The sequence below is a fragment of the Ruegeria sp. HKCCD7221 genome, from assembly GCF_013031225.1.
Lineage (GTDB): Bacteria > Pseudomonadota > Alphaproteobacteria > Rhodobacterales > Rhodobacteraceae > Ruegeria.
Genome location: NZ_WPZE01000005.1, coordinates 28,109 through 44,222 on the forward strand (window position 1 = coordinate 28,109; position 16,114 = coordinate 44,222).

The following is a 16,114-nucleotide window of genomic DNA, read 5'->3' on the forward strand; positions in this document are numbered from 1 at the left end:
TCAATCCTCAGTTTTCGGGCCGAGGTGGAAGTTTTTCCCCTCGGTCAAATGCTTCCCAGCCCTGACCGTTGAACAGGTCAACGCCCAGTTGGGCTGCGACATGGGCAAAATCCACGTTCACCCAGTTGTCGACAATCTTGCCGTCGACGACTTTCCAGAAATCCATGTACCGGATCTCGACCCGCTTTCCTGTCGCGGCGATGCCCAGAAACTCGCCGGAATGGGTTGCTTCCTGACGGCCGAAGGCGGCAGCCCATTCCCCCATGTAAAGGCGGGCCTCATCAATGCAGACCTTGTCGGAAAACGCCGCCTGAAACGGGCGCTGCCAGTTGTTCTGGAATTCCTGCAGGCCGGTCTTCGTGCCGCAGCCCTGATTGCCCATCCAGCGAAAGCCCTGCGCGAAAAACTCGCCAATGTCGTCAATGCGATGGTCATTCAGACCATCCACCATGGTTTCGATAACCCGGCGCGTGTCGTCTGTTTTGCTCAGGTCAGTGTCACGGGTCAAAACCGCTTGTTCGGGGCGCGAACCTTTCATTTCCATATCCTTTCAGGTTGCCAGAGAGTGGTGTTGGGGGCGTGACCCCCGACACTCAGAAAATCTCTGGGCATCCTGTTCAGCGCCGGGTGGCGCGACATGGCGTTATGGCGGGCGTGGTTGCTCATCAGCCTTTCACCGCCCCTGCTGTCAGACCGCTGACGATCTGACGCTGGAAGATCAGGACAAGGAAGATCAGCGGCGCGGTGATCGACACGGCGGCGGCCACGGCGACAACCTGATCGGTGGTCGTGGTCTCACGGTTGAACATGCCGACGATAGCGGGAACCATCGTCTGGTTTTGTGCATCCAGCAGCAGCGCGGTGACGAGAAAGTCGTTATAGGCCAGAAGGAAACTGAACAGTCCGGTTGTGATGACCCCCGGCCACATCACCGGCATGATCACACGGCGGAACGCCTGAAAATGGCTGCACCCATCGACGCGGGCGGCCTCGTCCAGTTCGGCAGGGATATTCTGGAAGAAGGACCGCAGCATCCAGATTGTAAAGGGTTGGTTGATCGCAACCAGAACCGCGATGACCGCGAAGGGTTTGCCATACAGGGTCGGCGCGTTTTCCCCCAGAATGGGGCTGAGCCATTCGGCCGAATTGATGAAAACTGGCAGGTAGCCCGCAACCAGAACCGAATGCGGCAGTGCGCGGAACACCAAAGCCACAATCAGAATCCAGAATGCCAGCGTGGACCCGGACCGTGCCAGACCGTACCCGGCCAGCGTTCCGACGGTCAGGGACACGGTAACCACCCCGGTCGTAACGATCAGAGAATTCTTGAAGTTGTTCGAGAACCCCCGGTCAATCCAGACCGTTTTGTAATGTTCGGTGGTCAGGCCCAGCACGTCCCGCCCCAAAGGACCGAATACTGGATTCAGCACATTCAGAATGGCGGGAAGTACAACAAAAAACACCAATAGGAAGCCAACCAGCAAAGCCAGCACGCCGATCAGCCAGCCAAACCACTCCTGCCTGGGCTTGGTGTAGGATTTGATCATCGACGGCAGCTTTTTGGTTGCCAGAGTGATCGTTCCCCAGATCATCGCGATACCCAGAATGATATCCAGCAGGGACAATCCCTTTCCGACGCCCAAGGTCGCGGGGCCAAAAATCACGTTCAGCGCGTTGCTGTCAAAGGCATCGACGGGTGACTTGAAGCTCATCACCACGATCCAGAAGATCGGGAAGGCCGCAATCAGGCACCAAAGCGCCAGAAAGATGTTCGAGGTCAGCCGCAGGCTGAAAGGCTGGCGAAGCGCGCGTGAGGACATATCAGTGGCCTCCTTTGTGATCGCGCCATGTACGGCGCAGCGGCAGGATAAGCAGGATGACAACACCGATCATGGTCAACATCGAGTTGGCCGAGGCCCGACTGATCGACCGGTTACCCGCCTGATCCGGCGTCAGATAATCGAAGGTCAGCCATTGCAGCGAGATGACGTAGCCTTGGCTCGAGAAGCCGACGATCTCTTCAAACACCCGGTAGCTGTCCATCAGGTGGATCATCGACACGAAGATGATCAGCGGCATCAGATGCGGGATCACGATGTACTTCATCCGCTGCCAGCGCGTTGCCCCGTCGATGACGGCGCTTTCCAGACTGTCCTGATTGACGGTCTGAAGACCCGCATAGAAGACGATGGCGGCAAACGGCGCGACGTGCCAGACGCGGTAAAGCATCATCAGGATTTCGATCGTCCACGCCTGGGCAAACAACGCGATGTCGCGGTTCAACCACCATTCGATCAACGCTGTCATGATCCCGTCGCCGCGAAACAGCCAGTTGATCGACAAGACGCCGATCACAGGCGTGATGATGAAGGGCAGCAGCGAGATAAAGATCACGGGGCCTCGTATCGACCGGGCCGCATTGTTGATCAAAACCGCGATACCCAGACCGCATCCGACCACCAAAGGCAGCGTGATCAGCGTGAAGGTCAGCGTGAAGCGCAGCGCTTTCCAGAAGTTGATCGTGGATAGAACCTGCCAATTCCCGTCGCTGATCGCGCGCCAAGCTCGCTCGGGCTCTAGCACGTTACGGTAGCTTTGCAATCCGACATACTGGGTCTGGGTGATAATCTCGCCGTGTTCATCCAGTTTCGGCTGCGACACCAGCTCTGTCACGCAGGTCTGCGTGAGAAAGCCCGGCGTGCAGGTTTCCTTCTCAACCGTCTCATAGATCGGCTGGGTGACGTAAAAGCTCTGCTTGAACACGCTGACCAGCGGGAACGCGATAAAGAGAAGCATCATAAAGACAGAGGGGCCGACAAAGGCGGCAAATGTCCGGAAATTCATGGCTCTGCCTTTCTCATGGTTCTCGGGTGGAAAAAGCGGGAGGGCACAGGGCCCTCCCCAGAGAGGATCAGTTGCTGATCAGACCAGCCTCTTTCGCAGCGGTGATGTAATCCGCCTCAATGTCGGCCAGTGTGGTTTGCGCATCCTTGGCACCGGTCAGATAGTCCGCCAGACCATTGCCCAGAGAGGTGTGCATGATGCCCATCGGACCGGACGCAGGATAGGCTTTGGCGCCACCTTCGGCCGAGGCCGCGGCACCGGCGGCCAGATCGCCCGGGGTATACGCAGTGCTGAGCCAGACCGCCGTGTCGTTGTTGGCGCTGACCATGTCACCATCCATACCTTCCAGTGCGACACGGAAGGCGGCGTCGGCCTCTTCATCGCTCATGTTCGAGGCCAGCACGATACCGTCCCACCAAATCGTGGTCGCAGGAACAGCCGATCCCATCGGGGCTGCGGCCATCGTAACCTTACCAACCACCTGGCTTTCGGCTTCGTCGTTCATGGCAGCCGCGCGGCTGGCCCAAAGGTTCGCCATCGCAATCTTGCCTTGCTGGAACTGCTGCTGAACATAGGTCGAGTCCGACACCAGATATTCCGGGTCCATGAACTCGGTCATGGCCTTCATCGTCTCAAGCGCGGCTACGCCCTGTTCGTTGTTGATCGCGGGCATGTTGCCGTCGCCAAAGAACTGGCCGCCTTCGCCAAGGTACATGTTGACGAATTCCTGACCCAGATTCCAACCGGTCTTGAACGTACCGCCAATCGGATAGTCCATGGCGCCCGCTTCCTTGATCTTGGCGGCTGCGGCCAGAACGTCGGCATAGGTCTTGGGTTCTTCGATGCCCAGCTCGGCCAGAACGTCGTCGCGATACATCAGGTGCTGCGCGTTCACCATCATAGCAATCGCCATGGTTTTGCCGTCCACCTTGATCAACTGGTTCGGCAGAAGGTCCTGTCCGTATTTCTCAACCAGATCATCCAGCGGCCGGATAGTGCCCGCGTTCAGCAGCGGCACCAGCGTGGCGTTCGAGACGCCGCCAATCTGGTAGAGCGCGGGATCAGCCGCAAACGCTTCGGGCTGTTTTTCGCGGAATTCCTGATCGAGCGAGGCGCTGAAATTGCCGCACTCGGCCATCGCGTCGGTCACGGCTTTCCAGGCTTCAAACCCGGCCGAGAGCGACTTTAGCGGGACATCGTTTTCAAAGGCACAGTCCGACCACGCGCCTGCGGCGGCAAAGGACATGGCACCGGCCAAGAGGATTGTTTTGAGTTTCATGCGTTTCTCCCTGTCAGGATCGGTCCGTCGTCGACGTCCGGACCGGTTGTGTGCCCGGTTGGGCTGTTGTGGGGCTATGCCCCGATCCGCGCACCGCTTTCAGCTTCAAAGAGGTGACAGATGTCTTTCGGCACCGAGAACGAGACGCTTTCGCCGATCTCGGCGCGGAATGCTTTGTCGGCTTTCACGGACACCAGCGCACCACCGACGCGGACCGAGATCATGGTCGCGTCACCCAGCAGTTCGAGCGTGTAGATCGGAGCCGTAATTTCGCCCTGTCCTTCGGCAAGGCCCGCGTCTTCGGCCCGGAAACCCAAGGTCAGGGGGCCATCGGGGGCATCGACCGGAATCTGGACGTTCTCGGCGCGGAACACACCGCCCGACACCTCTCCGTCCATGAGGTTCATCGCAGGCGAGCCGATAAAGCTGGCGACAAATGTATTGGCAGGCCGGTCGTAAATCTCGGTCGGGCTGCCGACCTGCTGAACTACGCCCTGTTTCATGACGACAACGCGGTCAGCCAGCGTCATCGCCTCGATCTGGTCGTGGGTCACATAGATCGTCGTCACCGCCAGTTCATGGCTGAGGTTCTTGATCTGCGCCCGCGTCGACACCCGCAGCTTGGCGTCCAGATTGGACAGCGGTTCATCCATCAGGAACACGTTCGGCTCGCGCACGATGGCGCGGGCCAACGCCACGCGCTGACGCTGTCCACCAGACAGTTCGGCAGGTTTGCGATGCAGGAAGTCATCCAATTCCACCATCGCGCTGGCCTGGCGAACTTTTTCGTCATGGGTCGAGGGATCAATCCCGCGCACTTTCAGAGGAAAGCGGATGTTTTCATAGACGTTCATGTTCGGATACAGAGCGTAGCTTTGGAACACCATCGCCACGTCCCGATCCTTGGGCTCAAGATCGTTGACGACTCTGCCATCAACCAGAATTTCACCCTCGGTCACGTCTTCAAGCCCGGCAATCATCCTCATCGTCGTGGTTTTGCCACAGCCCGACGGCCCCAGCAGAACCAGAAACTCACGATCCGCAATTGTCAGGTCGAAATTATGAACCCCAACGAACGAGCCCCAGCGCTTGCCGACGTTGCGCAATTGAATTTCCGCCATGATGCCCCCTGCAAGGATTCGTTTTGCATACGTTTGCAAAACTGTAATATGCACTTATCAATTCTGGCAAGACATTTTTGCATACGTATGCAAGAATGCGCGGGACACCCGACTCACAACGGCTGTAAACCAACCGTAAAACTTGATCGCAATGGTAAATACCGTGACCTTTCAGACAGAAAAAAGCCTTGTCTCTGCATTTCACAACGCGCTGGAAACCGCGACACAGGAAGAAACCTCAAATGTCCTGAGCCAATTCTGCGCCCCTGATTTGCTGTGGCGCGGCTTTCATCCCTTCAACCAGATCATCGGTGCCAACCAAGTTGCCCGGTATTTCTGGCAACCGTTGAAAAGCAGCCTGACACGGCTGCAAAACCGCATAGATATCCTATTTGCAGGGCAAAACTCGCTGCGGGACGATGCGGATGTCTGGGTTGTATCCATGGGGCATCTGATGGGGTTGTTCGACCAGCCGTGGCTGGGCATCCGCCCCACTGGCAAGTTGGCTTTCCTGCGCTATTGCGCATTTTACAAAATTGTCGGTGACAGGATTGTCGAAACGGCAATGTATTTTGATATACCGCATCTGATGGTTCAGGCCGGACAGAACCCCTTTCCACCACAAACGGCGGCGCATCTGGTTCAGCCCGGACCAATGACCCATGACGGTCTGCTATGGAACAAACAACCTGTCGACGAGGGCGAAAAGACCTTAGCAGTCATCAACGCAATGATATCGGATCTCGGCCAATGGGACAGCGGGTTATCTATTGAGGATGAACTGGCCCGAGCCTGGCATGATGACATGATCTGGTGGGGCCCAGAGGGGATTGGCGCGACCTACTCAATCGACCGATACGCAAGGCAACATTCGGGCCCCTTCCGGGCCACTTTCACAGACCGGACAAAAACCAGCCATATCTGCCGTTTGGCCGAGGGGCACTATGGCGGCTTTTTTGGTTGGCCCAATTTCACTGCAATTCCTTCGGGTGGGTTTATGGGGATGCCAGCCACCAGAAAACCCGGTGAGTTCAGGGTGATTGATATCTATCGCCGCGCAGGCGACAAGCTGGCCGAGAATTGGATTTTCATCGACTTGCTGCATTTCTGGAAAGGGCAAGGGGTAGACATTCTGGGCCGCACCACAGGAATCGAAACACCATGAGAATAGATGCGCACCACCATCTGTGGGACCTTACGGCCGTAACCTATCCCTGGCTCATGGAAAAAGGTGCCGTCCGCTTTTTCGGCGACCCAGCCTCGATTCAACGGGACTATCTGTTGCCGGAGTTTCGCGCAGATGCCCAGGCTCAAGGCTTCACCGCATCGGTTCACGTTCAGGTCGGCGCAGCCGATCCTTGGGCCGAGGCGCAATGGGTGCAGTCAGTGGCCGATCAGTCCCCGGATTGGCCGTTGGTTCAGATTGCTTTCTGCGACCTGACTGCTGGTGATTTGAGCGAACAGCTTGACCGCCTCCAAACGTTGCCGTCTGTGCGCGGCGTGCGTCAAATCATTGGCCGCGCCCCGGGAGAGGATGCAAAAACGGGCACGAATGCGCTGCTTCAGGACCCAAGGTTCCTGTCTGGCCTGAGGCAACTGGGCGAGCGCGGTTTGTCCTTTGATCTTCAACTGTTGCCCGAGCTGATGAAAAAAACCGCAAGTGTGCTTGCGAAGGCCCCGGATACGCAGATCGCGCTCTGCCATGCTGGCTCGCCCCATGACCGGTCCGCAACGGGGATACAGAAATGGGCGGACGCGCTGACGGCACTGTCGAACCTGCCACAGGTCTATTGTAAGCTTTCTGGCCTCGGGATGTTTGACCACAACTGGAGCGCAGAAAGCGTCTCCCACATCGTTTCGACCTGCTTGTCAAAATTCGGCGCAGATCGTTGCATGTTCGGATCAAATTTTCCGGTTGATAGCCTTTCGTCTACTTACGAAGAGCTTGCTCATCGATATCAACTCCTTATCCCGAGGGAGAACCACACCGACGTTTTCTGCAACTCATCAAGGCACTTTTACTACATCGATTAGGGTAGGACGCACGCGAACTAAAAGGCTTCCGCGTAGTTTCAAGAGTGTCAGCTTTGCAGCCGCAGCGAATGGCCGCTTTCCGCCCATTGAGGAGGATGCTGCGCCAAGAAGCAAGGTCCACTTGGGCTCGAAGCAGTAATTCGCTGTAACTTGCATGAACGGCGGCTTTGCGGACAAAGCCGTCTCAGGCCGGCGCTGCAGATTTCGCATTTCCACCGACAACCCACAAACACAACACCGCAAGCAAAACCTCTATCGCAAATGCGGCAAGAATGTTTTCGGATGGCCAACCATCGAGGACGAAACTGATCGTCCTGCCCACGGCGAAAGCTGAGAAAACCGTAGCCCCAAGCAAGGCTGAGGCCTGAACCAACTTTTTGTAAAATGCTCCGCACAAAATGATCAGGCCAAGTACCGCGAGATTGGCAGCAGGTGCACGCAACTCACTCATCAGGTTTGGCTGCGGCGAGAGTACGATGCCGTAGTTGGCGTAGAAAGACTGTGGGTCCAGAGTGATGGCCAGACCTATGGCGAATGCAGTTAATCCGGACATGCCCAAGATAAGTCTGCCTCTAAGTTCAAGTTTCATGTTTGTCTCCAATGTCCTTTGGCCTGGCTTAAGCGGCTTTGGTCCACGCGCCAGACATTTCAGCTTTGTTTGCGAAGTCGGCGAAGTCGCGTGGCGCGCGTCCAAGCGCACGCTGGACCCCGTCCGCGAGGTTCGCATTGCGCCCGTCCAGCGTTTCACGCGCGATGTCCGTAATCACATCAGCAATCATCTCGCCATTCGCATGGGCAATTTCCGCGTGGAAGTCTTCGAATGAAATTGGCAGGTATTGCACAGTCCGTCCCATGGCACGCGAAAGCTCTGCGGCAATGTCAGCAAACGTCATGAGGCGTGGTCCCGTGACCTCGTACAGTTCGCCGTCGTGTCCTTCTTCTGTCAAAGCAGCTACGGCAACATCGGCGATGTCGTCCACGTCGATGATTGGTTCGCGTACATCACCGGCGGGCATCGGCAAGACACCTGCCATGACCGGACCAAGCAATGCCCCTTCAGAGAAGTTTTGTGCAAACCATGCTGCACGAACGATAGTGAACGGAACTCCGGAATTGCGTACGACTGCTTCCGCTCGTTCCGCATGAAACTCGCCACGCCCGGTTAGCAGCACAAAACGCCGTAATCCCTTTTCACGAGCCAATGCTGTGAAGGCTTCGACTTGCTCAACCGCGCCTGGAAAAGCGATGTCAGGAAAGTAAGAAATATAGGCAGACGAGACGCCTTCCAGGATTGCGGGCCAGGTCTGCGGTTGTTCCCAGTCAAATGGCGTTTCACTGTTCCGCGATGCGCGCCGGACTGTCTGCCCTTTTTCTTCCAGACGTGTCGCGATCCGCGATCCGGTTTTGCCTGTTGCGCCAAGTACAAGAATGGTTTGCTGTATCATTGGTCATCTCCATGAGTTCACTTGATGGCCCGAAATTAGGCAATCAATAGAGATGTTCTATTCTTCAGAATCCGATATTCTTATTCGATCGTCCAAATTCGATAGACGAAGAGCTAAATTTCAGCCAAGGTCCCCACATGAACAAGGTTGAACAGCATGTCCCTGACCCAGATGCACTGGCACAGCCGATCGGCGATCCGCTGGGGGAAATCCTCCATTTGCTGAAATTGACAGGTACATTCTATTGCCAGTCTCGCATGACTGCACCATGGGGCGTATCGATACCGGGATTTCCCGGCGTACTGAGTTTTGCGGTCATCACACACGGGCGGTGCTTGATGAAGGTCGGTGACGATGACCCGTTCGAGGTCGAAAAAGGCGATCTGGTCTTGATGACCAACGGAGCTCCGGTCGGTTTCTTTAGCTCAGATGACACGCCGCTTTTGACGCTGGAGGAGTTGCCCATTCGCAAGGTAACCGAGCTTTATGAAACACTGGAATACGGCGGCGGCGGCGCGGAGACGGGCATCATGTACGGCTTGGTCCGAATAGATCACGCCGCCAGTGATATGTTGATGCGTTTGCTTCCGGATGTACTCAAAATCGACCCGTGGGAGGAGGACGCCGGAAGCTGGTTACAGGCAACTTTGCAATTCATCGCAAAAGAGGCGCGGGAATTGAGACCGGGCGGCGAAACCGTGATCACGCGACTGGCCGATGTGGTTGTCATTGAGGCCATTCGTCGTTGGCTGAACAGCGCACCCGATGCAGATCGAGGCTGGTTAAAAGCTGCGCGAGACCCGCAGATCGGGCGCACGATAGTCGCGATTCACCGTGCGCCTGCTGCGGGTTGGACAGTCGAGTCTCTCGCGGAGGTTGCTGGTATGTCCAGATCCGCTTTCGCGGCACGGTTTACTGAGTTGGTAGGCGTTCCAGCAATCCAGTATCTTGCAACGTGGCGTATGCACCTTGCCAGCGAAAGGTTGGTGTCCACCGATCAACCAATCTCGCAGATTGCCGCTGACATCGGATACTTGTCAGAGCCTGCGTTCAACAAAGCCTTTAAACGGGTATTTGGCGCACCACCGGGAAAAATCAGAAAGAACGGAGTTCATTCCGTATCCAGGCGAAACTTGAGAAACTGAGCATCTTCGTATTCGATCTCGCCGATGTGTTTGGCACCGAGTTTCCGGAGCGCACCCAGATTTTTTCTACTTGGTGGCAGCAGAAACGTGACAAAGGGGATACGTTTGTCAGCAATCGCAAAGTCGATTGCCATTTTGGAAATCCGTTTCCCAAGGCCAAAGGCGTCGGGCCGCAAAACTAACCCAAAATCCCATTCGTCATCTTCTTTTTGAAAGCCCCCCCAACCAACATACCGACCGCCTGACAAAAATGCCCAATGTCCAAGACCGTCCCGTGCCCAGTAGCCTTCCTTCTTGGCGATAAACTCTCTTGCGACGTCAACATTCCATTTGAACGTCAAAAGCGGCATATGCTCTGCTACCCGGGGGTCGGACATATGAACCGCAATGTCATTCGGATCGATTTCCGAAAGGCGTGCAAATGAAATCCCATCTTTTATCATTATACTCATTTGATGGCCCGAGCTGTCCCTTGCATGCAAAGTAATTATGGCGCGAATACTGTTTCACAGCTTTCTCGCGACAATGTACCGGCTCGGCAATAACCCGGCTTGATCCGCTGTCTCGACGATATCGAAGCCCGCAAGTTCAATGGCGAGCTGGAGTTCAGCTACGGATACAAAATTTACGAACGGAGCTTTCCCGAGCACCTGCATAATCGGGATCGCTATTCGGCTGATTATGCCATATTTGAACCCTCCACTCTCTGGAGCGCAAACGGTCTTGGAAATGAATACCCCACCGGGTTTTGTAAGGGTCGCAATGTGTTCGAGTGCATGGCCCATATCGGGCACAAGGTGCAGTAGATTATGTGCGAGGACAGCGTCGTAAGAACCGTCGTTAGGATCGTGCTGCAGAACCTCGGCCACTTTGAACGTTACATTCTCCAGCTCTTCTTCAGCGAGTTTTTCGTTGGCGATTTCGATCATCCCCGGTGCGAGATCGGTGGCAGTGACTTGAGCCACATGTGGTGCCAGTAGCAACGCGGTTGACCCCGTCCCACACCCGATTTCCAGCACGCTGTCTTCGGCTTTCAGGTAGGACTTTGTACGTTCGAGCGTGTTCAGATACCCTTCCATATTTCGGATAGGATCAGCCGCATATTTGCGCGAAATCTTGCTCCAAAATGCGGTATCTTTGGACAATGCAGCCATATCGTTTCTCTTTTCCTTTGTTGTCACCGCAGCCAATATCTTAAAACGCCGATTTATTAAATTGCCAGATATTGCAGAACTGTTATGCATTAATGCATGAATTGGAAGGCTATCAATTTCGATTGGAACCAGGCTCGGTCCTTTCTTGCAACGGCAGAAGAAGGCTCGTTTTCCGCCGCGGCGCGCGTGCTTGAGCAGACCCAGCCAACCGTCGGTCGTCAGGTCGCCGCGCTGGAACAGGCGCTTGGCGTCACCTTGTTTGAAAGGGTTGGCAAGTCGCTTAATCTGACAACAGCCGGTGCTGAGCTTTTGGTGCATGTCAGTGAAATGGCAAATGTCGCTAACAGAATTTCTCTGACCGCAACAAGCCAGTCACAAGCAGTTGAAGGGCAAGTCAGGATCACTGCGTCCGACGTGATGTCAGCCTATCAGCTACCGCCTATTCTCAAACAGATCAGGCTCGCGGCACCGCGGCTTGAGATCGACGTTGTCGCAGCAAATGACATACGAGACATACAGCGGCGCGAGGCAGATATCGCAATTCGGCATGTGCGCCCGACACAGCCGGATCTGATTGCAAAGCTCGTGGCAGAAGCGACGGCACATTTTTACGCTGCCCCTTCATACCTCGAACAGGTTGGGCGACCACGAAATGAAGACGAACTTGCTAAGTTGGATTTCGTCGGCTTTGGCGATGTTGACACGATGATTGGATTTCTCAATCCGGCTGACATCGAAGTAACCCGCAAGAATTTTCGGATTGGATCGCAGAGCGGGATAGTGTCATGGGAGCTTGTGCGCCAAGGCTTCGGCATTAGTGTTATGTCAGACGATGTGGCGGCCCTTACACCCGGTGTGGAGCGTGTTCTGCCCGAACGCGAACCATTCAAATTTCCTATCTGGTTGGCCACACACTCTGAGTTACAAACAGCGCGAAGGATCAGGTTGGTTTTTGATCAGCTTTCAGACCATCTCGGCTCGCGGACAAATTATTGAACGTGCGTTGGTCTGGTGTCGTGAACCGGAGTCTGCTTCGGGCTCAGAGCAGCCATTCGCTATGTTCCGTCTAACTGACCTCTTTGCGGACAATGCAGTGGTTCAGCTCAGCCGCGAAAAAACCTCCGCACACATCTGGCAAACAGGCTCAATGCTGCGATCAGAACCTGACCCTAAACGCCAGCCCAACCAATGGTGCAGTGTCATACCTTTGCCGACTGATTTCTACTCCGTTCGCATCATCTAGCGTTAGGCGGCCATCAAATTCTGCTCCCGCAAATACACTTAATGAAATTCCAGGATTCGGATTGTACCCAAGAGAAAGAACCACAGGAATACTCTTATCTTCACCCACCCCATCCGGGGCGAGGCCATCCCCATCCAACCTGAAACGAATTCTCTCTGAGCGTGCGGTCAACGAAAGGTCGATAGCCTCATTTAGAGCGTAGCTCAGCGACAACCCGGGGCCTTGCGTTGCTCCGACACCAGAGCCAGTGTTCAAATTCCAGCGGTCATTTATGTCCCAGTCGATAAGCAGAGCCGGAAAAAAATCAGTACCGCTTTCGTCAAATTCAGAAAACGCGCCAAAGGCCGGACCTATCGTTAGGCGCTCGTTCAGTTGCCATGCAATACCTGCAAAAACACCGTAGGTTCTACCGTCAGATGAGGAGGCCCCGCTTTGGTAGTCCCACCTAATCTGTGGCGAAACAAAAACCGTTGTTGTATCCCCCACACGAAACCGGACAGGAACAGCTACGCGAAGGTCCCGGATGTTTTCCCAAGGCTGGTTGTTAGATTGGCTGAAATTATAATCCAGCTTGCCAAAGCTGGTGGAAAGCCCAACGCTGCTTCCGCCTTCTAGATTGTAAAGTGCGGTAGCACGTAGAAACGCTCGACTTGCAGAGAACTTCCCACCGCCACTCAAATCCGCATCCCCTTGAAACGCGGCAAGCCCATCAACCTGATACGCCCATCCTAACCGAGGCTGGGCAGCCGACGGAAACGCGGTGAACCCAAGAAAAACAAATCCAAAGCAGCACGTTAGAAGAAGATTTTTCATCTGACATTTTCCACGTGAGACTGGTTTCCTTTTGGGATGCCATTGCTGGACGAGCGGTTCAAGTCCGATACCCGCACAATCATCTGGGTGCTTGCGTTTTGTGACGAATGGGTAGTGTGATCCGTCTGGAGCGGTTTTTCATGGCAGGAGTTCCTCGATCTTGTTCGTAATGGACGCCGAAAGCGGATCAACGGTTGACCTGTAGGTTTCTACGACTGTGCCATCGGGGCCGATCAAGACCTTGTTGAAATTCCACCTTGGCATGAATCCTTCCTCCTCTTTCAAGGACCGGAAGAAAGGGTGAGCGTCAGGGCCGGTCACGTGTGTTATCACGCTCATCGGCAAATCGATTCCGTATTGCAGTTCGCAGAAATCGCGCACTTCGTCGTTGGTGGCCAGTTCTTGCTTGAAGTCATCCGAAGGGACCGCGACAACAACCAATCCGTGGTTGCGATACCTATCATAAAGGTCTTGAAGCCCCCGGTATTGACGGGTGAACGCGCATTGGGATGCCGTATTGACAACTAGAACCGGTTGACCGTTCCAATCTGACAAAGACAAGGTTCCCCCGTCAATCGAGTCAAACTTCGCGTCAAGTTCAAGGGCGCGCACTTGTTCGCCTAGCAATAGCAAGCCGCAAAGCACAATTATCCGCAACATTCCAAACCTCCAGTTTCATATTTGGATACGGAAGAACAATGCGGACGGATTTCATTTTGTGGACATAGCGAGCGGGCCGCGCGCAACTCCGAGATAGAAATTGGGGATGTGCGAAAGCTCAATACAAGTCCATGATCAGAAATTATCTGGTTCCTCAGTGGCAATGTTAAAACGGCTTCTTCCGAATGTCTTTGAAATCGGTCGTTGCTGAGACGCAGAAAATCATACCAGAACTTTGAATGCGCTCGACATTTTGCGAAGCGCAATACTGTTTTTGGCGCCTTTGCACTTTGAACTTCCGCGTTGCGACGGGCTCCAAACGCAATAGTGAAGAAGACGTATTCTGCAGCCTAAACAACGCCTGCATTGCTGACGTGGCCGCTCTCAATTCCGGGCAAATATTTACCCGCGGATCAACGCTGAAGTGTCAATCAATTTGCTGGCAGAAGCTGTGAATTCGGCAATCACAATTTGACTTTTCCTTTGTTAGGCAGACTTCTACTTGCAGATCATTTTATTGAAACTGAACCTTGGTCCAAAATAGTTGAAAGGAACTACAATGTCGCACACACCTCGATCCTTTTCTCACATAGGGCTTTCTGTGCCAGACGTTGATGAAGCCGTAAAATTTTATTCCGAGGTATTTGGCTTCTACGTCATCATGCCGCCGACAGACGTTCTCGAGGATGATAGCGATATTGGTGTAATGTGCACGGACGTCTTTGGACCAGAATGGAAAAAACTGCGCATAGCTCACATGGCGACTGCGGATCGCGTTGGGATTGAGATTTTCGAGTTCGACGGGAATTATGCGCCTGAAAACAACATGGACTACCGGCGCAATGGGACATTTCACTTTTGCATCCAAGATCCCGACGTGGAAGGTCTGGTGGAAAAAATCGTAGCGGCAGGTGGAAAGCAGCGGATGCCCATTCGTTACTATTATCCGGGCGATAAACCTTACCGGATGGTCTATGTTGAAGATCCATTCGGTATTGTGTTCGAACTGTACAGCCATTCCTATGAATTGACCTATTCGTCCGGTGCTTACAATTGAGAAACAGTTCAATTTGAAGACTGCTTTGGCTCCAAATAACCGTTCTCAGCGTTGCAGCGCCTCTCAAGTTTTTGAGCGACTGCTTTGAGGTCTGAGCGATCGCTAGTTTCAATTCGCTTCAACGACCGCTTTGCGGATAAAGCTGACGTTTGGACTTGCATCTATGACGTCGGTTTGCCTGAAAATTTTGACTTCGAATGGATGGCAAATGCGTTAAGTCGGATCCGACAACGAGGGAAGTTGGCGCAAGTAATAAATTATTGCATCGACGTCCTCGGGCGTCATACGGCTGTAGTACCCGTAGCCCATGGGCGGCAGCATCGGGTTTCCGTTGGGTCGGACGCCAGTTGTGATCATTTGCTTCAACTCCGCATCCGTCCACTCGGCAATTCCATCTTCTGCATGCGTTGTCAGGTTGGATGAAACTGAAACTCCCCATGGACCATGGAACTCAAAACCACCTGCACCAAGCTGATTGACCCAATCCGGCCCCATGGGGCCCATTGGACTGTGACACTCAATGCAGTGCGCCACCGGACCGGCAAGGTACTCTCCATACTCTACGGTCACACCTTCTTCTGGGTGCACGACGCTTGTGACGGGCGGTCCATATGCGGGAGGTAGCGGTATTTTGTAGACGCTCTCGCCGGGATCATTCTCGACCGCTGGCAAACTGCGCATGTACATCACAATCGACAGAACGTCGTCGTCCGACAGCCGACTGTAAAGTGCTATTGGCATTGGGGGCCCTATTACCCTCGACCCACCTGGGGTAATCCCCTCCCGAATTGCCCGAGCAAATTCCTCGTCTGTCCATTCTGCCACGCGTCCACCCGGGGTGATATTGGGCGCAATTGCCGTAAAGCCTGGATTTTTTTCCACCAGGCGACCGGCCTGGTTCAATTCGATCATTGGTCCTTCGGGTCCAAGTGGAGTATGACAGTTGCCGCAGGCGGCAGGTCCTTCAACAAGGTATTCGCCTCGCTCCAAAGATGGTTCGGCAAACGCCATTGCGCCGGAGACAATGGCAATACCTGCCAACAAATTGGTTTTCATGTTTCCCCCCTCGTTTCCCTAAGGATGGCATAGAAAGCGAAATTTCCAAAGGTTTTGGGCGGGAGCAGTACTCAGCGTTTCATCTAAAATGGCAGAATGCAGGTAGGAGAGCGACCCGCTGCATCGCGGCAAGTCCGCTCCGAGCCCATTCGCCGCAGCGCCGCGCGACGTGATCGCCTGAACGACCGCTGTGCGGACAAAGCAGTCGCTTGGCGACTGCGGTGCTTCTCTGGAGCTCTGCGTCGCGGCAACAGAGGGTTTCA

17 protein-coding genes are annotated in these 16,114 nt (G+C 54.6%); 5 read left to right on the plus strand and 12 right to left on the minus strand.

From position 1 onward, the window contains the following. Positions 1-7: 7 nt before the first annotated feature. From GOX73_RS13380 to GOX73_RS13400, 5 genes are all read right to left on the minus strand, one after another. On the minus strand, positions 8-538 hold the full coding sequence (locus GOX73_RS13380; protein ID WP_170566240.1) for an ester cyclase: 531 nt from the start codon (positions 536-538) through the stop codon (positions 8-10). 127 nt (positions 539-665) lie between these two features. Continuing rightward, positions 666-1,820, minus strand: coding sequence for a carbohydrate ABC transporter permease (locus tag GOX73_RS13385; RefSeq protein WP_171124864.1), 1,155 nt, complete (start codon positions 1,818-1,820; stop codon positions 666-668). 1 nt (position 1,821) lies between these two features. Further along, positions 1,822-2,844 carry a carbohydrate ABC transporter permease gene (locus GOX73_RS13390; protein ID WP_171124866.1) on the minus strand — a complete coding sequence of 341 codons (1,023 nt, stop codon included), beginning with the start codon at positions 2,842-2,844 and terminating at the stop codon, positions 1,822-1,824. 67 nt (positions 2,845-2,911) lie between these two features. Continuing rightward, positions 2,912-4,123: an ABC transporter substrate-binding protein gene (locus GOX73_RS13395; protein ID WP_171124868.1), complete on the minus strand. Its 1,212-nt coding sequence runs from the start codon at positions 4,121-4,123 to the stop codon at positions 2,912-2,914. A gap of 74 nt (positions 4,124-4,197) precedes the next feature. Then, positions 4,198-5,244 carry an ABC transporter ATP-binding protein gene (locus GOX73_RS13400; RefSeq protein ID WP_171124870.1) on the minus strand — a complete coding sequence of 349 codons (1,047 nt, stop codon included), beginning with the start codon at positions 5,242-5,244 and terminating at the stop codon, positions 4,198-4,200. A 163-nt stretch (positions 5,245-5,407) separates the two neighbouring features. Between GOX73_RS13400 and GOX73_RS13405 the strand changes: the two genes are divergently transcribed. Beyond that, the gene (locus GOX73_RS13405; protein ID WP_371808186.1) at positions 5,408-6,409 is read left to right on the plus strand and encodes an ester cyclase; all 1,002 of its coding nucleotides are present in this window, start codon (positions 5,408-5,410) and stop codon (positions 6,407-6,409) included. Next, the gene (locus tag GOX73_RS13410) at positions 6,406-7,278 is read left to right on the plus strand and encodes an amidohydrolase (RefSeq protein WP_171127095.1); all 873 of its coding nucleotides are present in this window, start codon (positions 6,406-6,408) and stop codon (positions 7,276-7,278) included. Before GOX73_RS13405 ends, GOX73_RS13410 begins: the two co-directional genes overlap by 4 nt. Positions 7,279-7,462: 184 nt before the next feature. On the opposite strand, the gene GOX73_RS13415 is transcribed toward GOX73_RS13410, so the two are convergent. Both GOX73_RS13415 and GOX73_RS13420 read right to left on the minus strand, forming a co-directional pair. Continuing rightward, positions 7,463-7,867 (minus strand): DUF4345 domain-containing protein, encoded by a 405-nt coding sequence (locus GOX73_RS13415; protein ID WP_171127094.1) that lies wholly within the window; start codon positions 7,865-7,867, stop codon positions 7,463-7,465. Between the two features lie 28 nt (positions 7,868-7,895). Continuing rightward, positions 7,896-8,723: an NmrA family NAD(P)-binding protein gene (locus tag GOX73_RS13420; protein WP_171127093.1), complete on the minus strand. Its 828-nt coding sequence runs from the start codon at positions 8,721-8,723 to the stop codon at positions 7,896-7,898. 137 nt (positions 8,724-8,860) lie between these two features. Between GOX73_RS13420 and GOX73_RS13425 the strand changes: the two genes are divergently transcribed. Further along, positions 8,861-9,868, plus strand: a complete 1,008-nt coding sequence (locus GOX73_RS13425; RefSeq protein ID WP_171127092.1) for an AraC family transcriptional regulator — start codon at positions 8,861-8,863, stop codon at positions 9,866-9,868. Here GOX73_RS13425 and GOX73_RS13430 read toward each other — a convergent pair. Continuing rightward, positions 9,835-10,320 carry a GNAT family N-acetyltransferase gene (locus GOX73_RS13430; protein ID WP_216598975.1) on the minus strand — a complete coding sequence of 162 codons (486 nt, stop codon included), beginning with the start codon at positions 10,318-10,320 and terminating at the stop codon, positions 9,835-9,837. The genes GOX73_RS13425 and GOX73_RS13430 overlap by 34 nt on opposite strands. Positions 10,321-10,374: 54 nt before the next feature. Further along, positions 10,375-11,022 carry a class I SAM-dependent methyltransferase gene (locus GOX73_RS13435; RefSeq protein WP_253282732.1) on the minus strand — a complete coding sequence of 216 codons (648 nt, stop codon included), beginning with the start codon at positions 11,020-11,022 and terminating at the stop codon, positions 10,375-10,377. A gap of 96 nt (positions 11,023-11,118) precedes the next feature. Between GOX73_RS13435 and GOX73_RS13440 the strand changes: the two genes are divergently transcribed. Next, positions 11,119-12,018 (plus strand): LysR family transcriptional regulator, encoded by a 900-nt coding sequence (locus GOX73_RS13440; RefSeq protein ID WP_171134970.1) that lies wholly within the window; start codon positions 11,119-11,121, stop codon positions 12,016-12,018. Positions 12,019-12,178: 160 nt separating this feature from the next. Here the strand turns inward: GOX73_RS13440 and GOX73_RS13445 are convergent, their stop codons facing one another. Both GOX73_RS13445 and GOX73_RS13450 read right to left on the minus strand, forming a co-directional pair. Continuing rightward, the gene (locus tag GOX73_RS13445; protein ID WP_254429199.1) at positions 12,179-13,078 is read right to left on the minus strand and encodes a hypothetical protein; all 900 of its coding nucleotides are present in this window, start codon (positions 13,076-13,078) and stop codon (positions 12,179-12,181) included. A gap of 138 nt (positions 13,079-13,216) precedes the next feature. Continuing rightward, the gene (locus GOX73_RS13450; protein WP_171123528.1) at positions 13,217-13,738 is read right to left on the minus strand and encodes a glutathione peroxidase; all 522 of its coding nucleotides are present in this window, start codon (positions 13,736-13,738) and stop codon (positions 13,217-13,219) included. A 559-nt stretch (positions 13,739-14,297) separates the two neighbouring features. On the opposite strand from GOX73_RS13450, the gene GOX73_RS13455 reads away from it, so the two are divergent. Next, complete coding sequence (locus tag GOX73_RS13455; protein ID WP_170412909.1) at positions 14,298-14,795, plus strand: lactoylglutathione lyase family protein; 498 nt, start codon at positions 14,298-14,300, stop codon at positions 14,793-14,795. Positions 14,796-15,008: 213 nt separating this feature from the next. Here GOX73_RS13455 and GOX73_RS13460 read toward each other — a convergent pair whose 3' ends face one another. Continuing rightward, positions 15,009-15,851, minus strand: a complete 843-nt coding sequence (locus GOX73_RS13460; RefSeq protein WP_170569478.1) for a cytochrome c — start codon at positions 15,849-15,851, stop codon at positions 15,009-15,011. Positions 15,852-16,114 lie beyond the last annotated feature (263 nt).